General features: G+C 75.1%; 5 protein-coding genes and 1 pseudogene. 3 read left to right on the plus strand and 3 right to left on the minus strand.

The window, feature by feature from the left end; genetic code table 11:
- Window positions 1-218: 218 nt before the first annotated feature.
- The 3 genes from EAO76_RS01960 to EAO76_RS01970 are packed head-to-tail and all read left to right on the plus strand — an operon-like array spanning window position 219 to window position 5,418.
- Window positions 219-4,100, plus strand: coding sequence for a CHAT domain-containing protein (locus EAO76_RS01960; protein ID WP_148832654.1), 3,882 nt, complete (start codon window positions 219-221; stop codon window positions 4,098-4,100).
- On the plus strand, window positions 4,097-4,759 hold the full coding sequence (locus EAO76_RS01965; protein ID WP_148832656.1) for a hypothetical protein: 663 nt from the start codon (window positions 4,097-4,099) through the stop codon (window positions 4,757-4,759). Before EAO76_RS01960 ends, EAO76_RS01965 begins: the two co-directional genes overlap by 4 nt.
- Window positions 4,759-5,418: an RES family NAD+ phosphorylase gene (locus EAO76_RS01970; protein WP_262375231.1), complete on the plus strand. Its 660-nt coding sequence runs from the start codon at window positions 4,759-4,761 to the stop codon at window positions 5,416-5,418. The genes EAO76_RS01965 and EAO76_RS01970 overlap by 1 nt, the downstream gene beginning before the upstream one ends.
- A 57-nt stretch (window positions 5,419-5,475) precedes the next feature.
- Here the strand turns inward: EAO76_RS01970 and EAO76_RS01975 are convergent, their stop codons facing one another.
- From EAO76_RS01975 to EAO76_RS01985, 3 genes and pseudogenes are all read right to left on the minus strand, one after another.
- Window positions 5,476-6,084, minus strand: coding sequence for an FHA domain-containing protein (locus EAO76_RS01975; protein ID WP_148832658.1), 609 nt, complete (start codon window positions 6,082-6,084; stop codon window positions 5,476-5,478).
- On the minus strand, window positions 6,081-8,216 hold the full coding sequence (locus EAO76_RS01980; protein ID WP_148832660.1) for an AAA family ATPase: 2,136 nt from the start codon (window positions 8,214-8,216) through the stop codon (window positions 6,081-6,083). The genes EAO76_RS01975 and EAO76_RS01980 overlap by 4 nt, the downstream gene beginning before the upstream one ends.
- 57 nt (window positions 8,217-8,273) lie before the next feature.
- Window positions 8,274-9,483 (minus strand): annotated as a pseudogene (locus EAO76_RS01985) (hypothetical protein); the annotation flags it as partial.

Consider the following 9,483-nt stretch of genomic DNA (forward strand, 5'->3'; position numbering starts at 1 on the left):
CCGCAGGTGGTGCGGCGGTGTCCCGGCGCCGACCGGTTCCTGAATTGCCGCTGGCCAAAGGGGTGTTGTCCGGTTTCCGGTCGATTGTGGGACGTATTCCGGCGGCTGCCGCGAAACGGCCCTGACGGCCGACGGGCCTGGGCATCATGTCCGCAACAGGGCCTCGTGCCGACTCGGGGGCACCGTGACCGTCCGGACGGGCGGTGGAGGGAGGGGCGTTGAACGACATCGACGAAACCGGCGACAGCCGCGACGCCGATCTGCGGGAGCGGGTGGCCGACGCGGTCCGGCGGTCGGAGGGGGCGCGGTCGTTGCCCGCCGGGTACGCCGAACCGACCGGCCCGCAGGGGGCGGAACGTGACGCGCTGATGTCCGAACTCGGTTCCCTGATCGTGGAGTTCGAACGGGACCTGCCGGACGATCCGCTGAGGCAGGAGGCGACGGCCCGGCTCGGGGCGCTGACCGGTTCGCGGTGGGCGGCCGACGGGGAGGAGGCCGACCGGCACGAGGCGATTCGCCTGCTCCGCGCGGCCCGTGCGTCCGGCCTCCTCGCGCCGGACGACCGGCTGGGGGCCGCGCGCGAACTCACCGTCCTGCTGCTGGGGCCCGCGGTGCGCACCCCTCCGGGCCACTTCGACAGTACGATCGGCCTCGACGGGTTCTCGCTGCTGATGCAGGTGGGCAAGCCCGCCGCCCTCGGCGGCGCCGGCGTCATCGAGGCCCTTCCCGAGATCCGGCAACTGGCGGAGGAGATCGGCGAGCAGGGTGGGGGGATTCCGCCCGGCGCGCTCCAGGGCCTCTCGATGATGAGCGAGTACGCCGCGGCGCTGAACGGGGGCGACGTCCAGGGCCTGATGGCCATGTGCGAGAGCATGCTCTCCGGCGACCTCGGCCCGCTGATGCCCTCCGGCCCGCTGGGCTCCGTCGTGCAGACACTGCTGCCCCTGGTGAAACTCCAGGCGCAGAGGCCGGCCGGGGAACCGGCTGAGGAACGGGACGGGGAACCGGCCGCGACGGACGCGACACCGGCCGATGGGGGCGAGGGGCCGGGCGCGCCGGACACCGCGCCGGCCGTGTCCGGCGGTCCGTCGCCGGCCCTGCCGGAACTGGCCTCGGCCGTGCCCGCCCTGCCGGAACTGGCCTCGGCCGTCTCCGCCCTGGCGGCACCGGACGAGGACGGCAACCTGCGCGACACCGTGGCCCTGCTCGCCGAGATGAACCGGCCGGGCGTGCTCGCACCGGCCGAACTCGCCGAGCTGCTGACCAGGATGGGCGACTCCGGGCAGGGGGCGAGCCCCGGTGACCAGTTCCTGTCCGCATTCGGCGCGATGGGGCTCGGAATGCGCACCGGTCGCCCGGAGGAGTTCCAGAAGGCGCTGCGGCTGATCCGCGAGGCCGCGACGGCCGCGGGCCCGGACGACGACAAGATGGCCTGGATGGTGCGGGGCGTGCTGCCCGGTGTCCTGGTCGGCGCCATGACGGTCGGCGGGAGCCTCCAGGACCTGGCGGAGGCGCAGGCACTGCTGGAGGAGCTCCTGGTCCCCGGCGAGGGGCTATGGGCCGACGCTCCGCCCGAACTTCCGGGTCTGGCAGAGACATTGATGATCAATCAGTGTCTTCGGGTCCACATGAGGGCGGTCGGGGCCGAGGACGCGGAGACGCTCGAAGCCCTGGTGGGAGACCTGCTCGACGTCCTGGACACCTGCGACGACAGCGAGTGGTCGTTCCTCCCGCTCTACGAGCTGGGCGTGGTTCACCTCTCCCTCGCCTCGCTCACCGGCAGCGTCGACTCGCTGCGCAGCGCGGTGCACTACCAGGAACAGGCGCTGACGCGCCCGGGCGTACCGCTGCTGGCGCAGCCGATGCTCGACATGAGCTGGGCGCCGTTGCTGACCCTCAGCTCCTTCCTCGAACCCTCCGTCGAACGCATCCGGGAAGGCATCCGGCGCACCCGGGCGACCCTGGAGGGCGTGCCCGTCATGGCCGATCAGGGGGCGCGGGCACGGAGCGCGATCGGGCTGGCCCTCGACGCGGTGTACGGCATGACCGGCGACCCGGCCGTCCTGGACGAGATGATCACCGAGCTGGAGTGCACCGGGGAGGAACTGGAGGAGGCGAGCGGGGGGTCGGCCGCCGCCGTGGGCTGGCAGCTGGCCGACGCGTACGGGCGGCGGGCCGGGCACGTGGGGAACGACCTGGTCAGGGCGGTCGAGTGCGCCCGGCGGTCGCTGCGCACCATCGCCGACGACGTACTGCTCCAGCAGGGCGTCCAGCACGGCCTCCAGGTCGCCAGGACCGGCGCCAGCCGTGCGCTGACCGCCGCCGGGTGGGCGGTGCGCGCAGGGCGGCCCGCGGACGCGGTGGCCTGCCTGGAGGAGGGCCGGGCCCTGGTCCTCGGCGCGGCCGCGGCCTCCGCCACGGTCGCCGACCGGCTGGCGGAGCGCGGCGAGCACGAACTGGCCGACCAGTGGCGCCGGGAGGCCGCCCGGGGAAGCGCCGGTCCCGGTGCGGGAGGCAGCCGGTCGGAGCTGGCCGAGGTCGTGCTCGGCGAGGCGTTCGGCACCCCGGAACTGCCGAGCGCCCTGCGCCGCCGGGCCCTGGAACTGCTGCGCCCCGCCGGCGGGGAGGACGCCCCCGGGCGGATTCCCGACGCGTCCGAGCTGGTCGCCGCCGCGGGGCGGGCGGGGATCGACGCGCTGGTGTACCTGCTGCCGGGACAGGGGGACGCGGACGGCTCCGCCGTACTCCTGGCACCGGGGCGCGAGCCGTGGACACTGCCGCTGCCCGGTCTGTCGGCCGGGGGCCGGCTCCCGCTCGACGGCTATCTGGACGCCGCCGCCCGGCACGCCACCGCCCGGCGGGGGCAGCAGCGCTGGGAGGTCGCGCTGGACGAACTGTGCGCCTGGGCGGGCGAGGCCGTGATGGGGCCCGTCCTGGACGAACTCGGGCTGTGGGAAAGGGCACTCGCGGAGTCCGGCCTGGCGGGCGGGACCCCGACGGCCGGGGCCCCGCCGGAGCCGGTCAGGCTGACCCTGATCGCCTGCGGGAACCTCGGTGTGGTGCCCTGGCAGGCCGCCCTGCTCACGGTGCCCCCGTCACCGGGGTCGGTATCGGCACCGGAATCGGCACAGGAAACGGTGCCGGACGGTCGGCCCGCCACGGTCCGGGCGTGCGAGGTGGCCGTCCTCTCGTACGCCGCGTCCGGCCGGGAGTTCGCCCGGTCGTCCGGCCGGGACCGGCTGCCGACCGCCCTGGGGCAGGCGCTGGTGTGCGTACCGGGCTGGGACCTGGACGGGGCCGAGGACGAGGTGCTGGCCCTGGCCGACACCTACTACCCGGACGCAGCCCTGTACGGAAGCCTGATGACCCGCGAACCGGTACCGGCACCGCCCGAGGGAACCCCCGACGAGGTGCTGGCGCTGCTGGGGGCGGGCCCCGGCCGGGACGGCGCCGGGCGCGTCGCCCTCGTCCACCTGGCCTGCCACGGGATGGCGGGGCCCGACCCCACGGCCTCCGCGCTGGAGCTCGGCTGGCCGGAGGACGCCGAACCGGAGGCGGGCCGGCTCACGGTCACCGCGTTGCTGGACACGCCGTTCGACCGCGCGGAGGGCGCCGGCGGACCGCTGGTCGTGCTCAGCGCCTGCGAGACGGACCTCAGCGCCCGCGACCACGACGAGGCGCTGACGCTGACCACGGCCCTGGCGCACCGGCTGGCCGCCGATGTGGTGGGCTCCCGCTGGACCGTCCCGGACGTGGCCTCCTCGGTCCTGATGACCGTCTTCCACGACCGGCTCGACGCCGGACTGGCACCGCCGGACGCGTTGCGGGCCGCCCAGCGCTGGATGCTGGCGCCGCCCGGCCGCCGGGCCGCCGTACGCGGGCTGACGCCCGAACTCGGCCGTGCCGCCGCCGAACTGGACCTGTCGGTGCCGTTCGCCTGGGCCGCCTTCATCCACCAGGGCAATCCCGGACCGTCCCGCCGGTCCGGCGCCCCCGGCGGAAGGACACCCGCTCCCGTCGCGCCCGTTCCCGTCGCGCCCGTTCCCGTCGCGCCCGTTCCCGTCGCGCCCGTTCCAGCGGAAGGAGAAACCCGGAAATGACCCCGGACGCGTTCCTCGCCCTGCTCCACACCCACTGGCCGATGACCCTCGCCGCCCTCGACGGGGACCGGCGCGCACGGCTGCGCGACGGTCTGCGCGACCTCGCGGGGGCCGGTGACCGCAAGTCCGTCGAACGGGCCCTGCGCACCCTGCGGGCGCAACTGCGGGCCCTGCCCTCCGACCACCCGGTGGCCCGGGAGCTGAGCGGCACGGTCCGCTACGCGCCCGCCCCGGCCGCCCCGACCGTCGACCGGGCCCTGCTCGGCGAACTCCTCGACGTGTTCGCCGACCCCCCGCCCGATCCCGGGGAACTGCTCCGGGCCGCCCATGAACGGCTGTGGCGGACCCCGGCCCTGGACCCGGCGGAACTCGCCCCGGCGGCCGCGGACGACCCCGCGTCCGCCGGTCTCATCAGGCTGAGCCACCCCGGGGCCGGGGACCGTTACCCCCGCTTCCAGTTCGTCCCCGGCACGACCGAGACCCGGCCGGTGGTGCGCCGCGTCAACCACATCCTGATGGCCGACAAGGACCCCTGGGGCGCCGCGGACTGGTGGCTCGGCGGCAACGGCCGGCTGGCGGGCGTCCCGGCCGAACTCATCGGCACCGTCCCCGACGAGGACCTCGCGCGGGCCGCCCTCGAACTGGTGGGGGGTTGCTGATGGACCGGGTACCGCCCACCGGCGTCACCATGCGGCCCCTGCTGCGCGTCCTGCCCGAGGGGACCGAGCTCTGGCGCTGCCACGAGCACGAATTCGGCCCCGGGTCGTTCAACCCCAACACCGCCCACCCGTACTTCGGCGGCAACCGTTTCGACGCCACGGAACAGGACCCCTACCCCTTCCTCTACGCCGCGCTCGACCCGGTCACCGCCCTCTGCGAAGTCCTGCTGCGCTCGGTCGACTTCGCGGACCGCACGGCGGTGCGGCTGGTCCCGTGGGCGCAGGCGTCCCGGTACACGCTCTCGGTGCTGCGCACCACCCGTGAGCTGTCGCTCGTCGAGCTGACGACGGCCGAGGGCCTGGCCGCCGTCTGGCAGGACTCCTGGCTGGTCGACGCCGAGGCCGCCGACTACCCGAAGACCCGTTACTGGGTGCGGCTGATGCGCGAGCACGCCGCCGGGGTGCACGGGCTGGTCTGGGAGTCGAAGCGGTGCCGGCCCAGGGGCGCGCTGCAGCTCTTCGGCGACCGCTGCGGGCAGGACCCGCTGGCCGCCGATCCGGGGCGCGGGCTGCGGCTCGACTCCCCCGAGGGCGTGGCCGAGGCGAACCGGCTGCTCAACCCGCTCCGGGCCGTCGTCTCGTCGCCGTGGCCGCCCTGACGTCCTGTTGCCCCTGATGTCCTGAGACCCCGTTCCGGCACCGTGCCCGGTCCGGGGTCAGCAGGGTCCGTCCCCCGCGATGCGGACGGTGCAGCCGACCCGGAGGCCCAGCCGGACGCGGTCCCCGTCCCGCAGCCGGTGCCGCTCGCCGGGCAGGAGGTGACCGTCGTTCACCCAGGTGCCGTTCAGGGTGCCGTCGGTCTCCTCGGCGACCCAGACCGTGCCGTCGGGATCGACGGTCACACTGGCGTGCCGACGGGACACGGTGGACAGGTCCTCCAGCGCACCGGCCGAGGCGGGGGCCCAGCCCGCGTCCCGGCCCAGGCGCAGCGGTTCCCCGGGGCGCACGGGCAGGGACAGGGCCAGGGTGTCGAAGTGCAGCACCACCGGGGCACCGGCCGGCACCGCACCGCCGTCCCTGCCCCCGTTCCCGCCGCCGTCCCCGACCGGGGCCAGGCAGCGCGGACAGCGCGAGGTCCCGGACGGCAGGAGGGCCGTGCAGCCGGGGCAGCGCGCGCCGGAACCGGCGGTGTCCGGGGGCGGTGACAGGACCGGCCCGCGCACCTCCTCCTCCGGGACGGTCACCCAGTCGTCGTCCCACCCGTCGGAGCCGTCCCGGCGGTCCGGGTCTTCCCCGCCCCCGTCGTCCCGGAGCGGCGTGGTCATCGCTGCCCCGGCACGAAGGCGGGCGACGCGTCGGTACGGATCTCCACCAGGCCGTCGGCGCGCTCGTGGATCTCCCGCACCGAGACGGTCCAGCCCGCGCCGATCGCCGGGTCGGCGAACAGGACCCGGGCCAGCGGGTTGATCAGATGGGTCTCCAACGCCATGCCGATGCCCCGGCCGCCGTTCCACTGGTCGTGCGTGCAGTACTCGGTCAGCTGGTCCCGGGCGTGCGGGGAGAGTTCGAGCGAGATGTCGTGCTCGGCCAGCAACTGGCGCCGGATGTTGTCGATCTGGAGCCGCATGATCCGTTCGGCCACCTCGCCGGAGATGAAGTCGAAGACCACCACGTTGCCGCCGAGCCGGTTCATCAGCTCGGGCCGGCCGATGACGTGCTCGAAGTGGCGCTTCACGTTCAGCCGCACGGTCCGGGCCAGTTCCCGGTACGGGGTCCCCGGGCGGACGATCCACTCCCGTTCCTCGGTCTGCGGATCGGTGCGCTGCACCCCCAGGTTGGAGGTGAAGATCAGCACGCACTCGCTGAAGTACGTGGTGACGCCCTGCCCGTCGGTGAGCCTGCCGTCCTCCAGCACCTGGAGGAACTTGTCGAGGACCCCCTTGTCGGCCTTCTCGATCTCGTCGAACAGGATCACCCGGAACGGGTTGGCGCGCACCGCCGTCGTCAGCTCCCCGCCCGCCTCGTACCCCACGTATCCGGGCGGGGCGCCCACCAGGCGGTCCGCCGAGTGCGAGGAGGAGAACTCGCTCATGTCGAAGCGCAGATACGCCTGGTCGCTGTCGAACAGCACCGAGGCGACGGCCTTGGCCAGCTCGGTCTTGCCCGTGCCGGTGGGGCCCGCGAAGAACAGCACGCCGCGCGGCCGGTGCCCGGGGCTGGTGGCCTGGGCGCCCGAGAGCCCCATCGCGGCCCGCTTGAGGATGTCCAGCGTCATGGAGACGGCGGCCTCCTGACCGAGCACCCGCTCCGGCACGGTGCGCTCGCCCTCGATGATCCGCTGCCGGATCTCGTCGCGCCGCCACGGGTTCTTCTCCACGCCCAGCCGGTACATCCGCACCGCGTCGGGCATGGCGTCGAACGGGATGCCCCGGGCGAGGGCCAGGTCGAGGGACTGCCGCATGGCCCGCAGCGGCAGCCCGACACTGGCCCGTGCGAAGGCGTCCACCGGGTCCTTGCCCGTCGCCCCGTCGCCGGTGCGCGGCCCGTCGTCGTCCGAGGGCCCCCACCGGTCCCCGCCCGGCCCGGTGTGCTCGTGGCGCAGGAGCGCGGCCATCCGCCGGCGTTCGTCGGCGTCCGGGTCGGGCACCGCGATGGTGCGGATGCGTTCGCTGCCGGAGACCAGCCAGTTCGGCAGGTCGCGTTCGCCCTCGGCGAGCCAGATGACCGGGTTGAACAGCGGCGCGGCGCCGGTGCTCACGGACGACGGCGGCACGCCCGGCGGCAGCGGTACCGGCCTGGCCTGCTCGGCGAGTTCCAGGCAGGACACGAAGAAGTCGCGCTCGGACTCGGTGAGCCGGGTGACGTCGGTGGTGAGCCGGGCGGCGTGCTCGATGAGCAGGACGACCCGGAGGGGCTCCAGCGGACGGCCGTTGCCGTGACCGGCGCGCCGGTGCTCGGCCCAGCCCGTCACGATGCCGCGGAGCTGCGGTTCCATCTCCATGAGGACCGGCGGGCGGTGCCGGTCCCGGCCGCCGGACTGCTGCGTGACGCGCAGCAGTTCCTCGACCATCAGCTGCTCGGGGCCCGGCACGACGCGGAAGCCCCGGATCTGGTCGTAGCGGATCAGGGCCTGGTACCCCAGTCTGCGCAGGGCGTTCCAGACGACCTCGGCCAGCGGGTGATGGGCGTCCCGGGACCGGCGGCGCACCAGGTGGAGGTCCTGGATGTTGCCGTGCAGGACGTACTGGGAGTGCACGCCCAGGGTGCTCGTCAGTTCCTCGACGAACAGCGGCACCGTGCGTTCCGGGGGTTCGGGGCGTTCCGGACGCTCCGGGCCGTGCTCCGCCGCGTCGTCCCGCTCCTTGACCAGCCGCGGTCCGTGGCCCGGCCGGTGCGTGCGGTCCCCGTGTGACCGGGTGTCCTCGGTGCCGTGGATGTCCACGCCGTTCCTCCGCATCCTCGTTCTCGTTCCGGTTCTCGTCGTTCTGGTTCCCGACCGGGTTCGCGCCGTCCGTCAGCGGTCGCCGGTCGGTGCCGTGCGGTACCGGGGCCGGGTCTCGTCCCTGCCGTCCCTGCCGTCCCTGCCGTCCCTGACATCCCTGTTGTTCCTGACGTCCCCGCTGTTTCCGGTGCCGGCGGTGTCCTCGTCGAGCACGAGAACGCCGTCCTCGCCCCGGGTGCCGGGCACGGTGCCGCTCTCCTCCAGTACGAAGTCCAGGGCGACGCCGAGCTGTCGGGTGATCTCCCGCAGCCGGTCCAGGTGGCCGCCGGCCCCGCGGCACCGTTCGTCGTCCAGGGCGAGCGCGGCGGCGTCACGGGCCCCGGCCCCCGGCTGCTCGCGGCGCATGGTGGCCACCCGGGCCCGCTCCCCGTCCAGGACGATCCGCAGCCAGTGCTCGTCGCCCCAGCCGGGCGGGGTCCAGTCGAGGCGGACGAGCCGCTCGCGCGGGTGCGACGAGTCGGCGGGACGGTCGTCGCAGCGGTCCGTTCCCAGGACGGCGATCCGCAGCATCCGCTCGACGTACCGGCGTTCCAGCTCCGCCAGCCGTTCCGCCACCCGGTCGTCCACCTGCCGTTGCTCGTGGGGCTCCAGCCGGCGGCCCTCGTCGAGCATCCGGCGCAGCAGCGCGGTCTCGGCCGGGGCGGGCGGCAGCGGGTCGGCGTCCTGCGGGGCGGTGGTCTCCAGGAAGTGGAGCTGTGCGGCGGCCCGTTCCTCGGCGTACCGGCGGGCCCGTACGGCGCGGTTGGTGTCGGCGACGAAGCGGCGTGCCTCGCGCAGATGGGTACGGGCCTTGAGCGGGCGGGTCGCGGCGGCGGCGATCGCGTGCCGCACCGCCGCGGTGGCCGGTGCGGCGTCCTCGGCGGTGGCGGCCACGTCGAGCCGGGCGAGCAGTTCGGCCCCGATCCGTACGGCGTCCTCGTGCCGCAGCTCCTCCGCGCCGGGCGGCTGCGGAAGGGCCTCGTCCGCCCGGCGTGCCGCGGAGGGGTCGGCGTCCCGCGCGGCGTCCGGCCGCGACCGGTGCTCGTCCAGCACCGCGGCGCGCCGGGCCCGCAGTTCGCGCTGCCAGGTGTCGTCCTCCTCCGGCCCGGCGAAGGGGGGCGGGGTGGACCGCAGCACCCAGTCGGCGTGCGCGGCCTCGGCCCGGCGCGTCCGGTCCTCCAGGACGGCCAGCTCCTCGCGCAGCCGGGCCAGGGGCGTGCCCACCGGGTCGAGGGGGCCGGGG

It is taken from the genome of Streptomyces sp. sk2.1 (assembly GCF_008120935.1).
Taxonomy (GTDB): domain Bacteria; phylum Actinomycetota; class Actinomycetes; order Streptomycetales; family Streptomycetaceae; genus Streptomyces.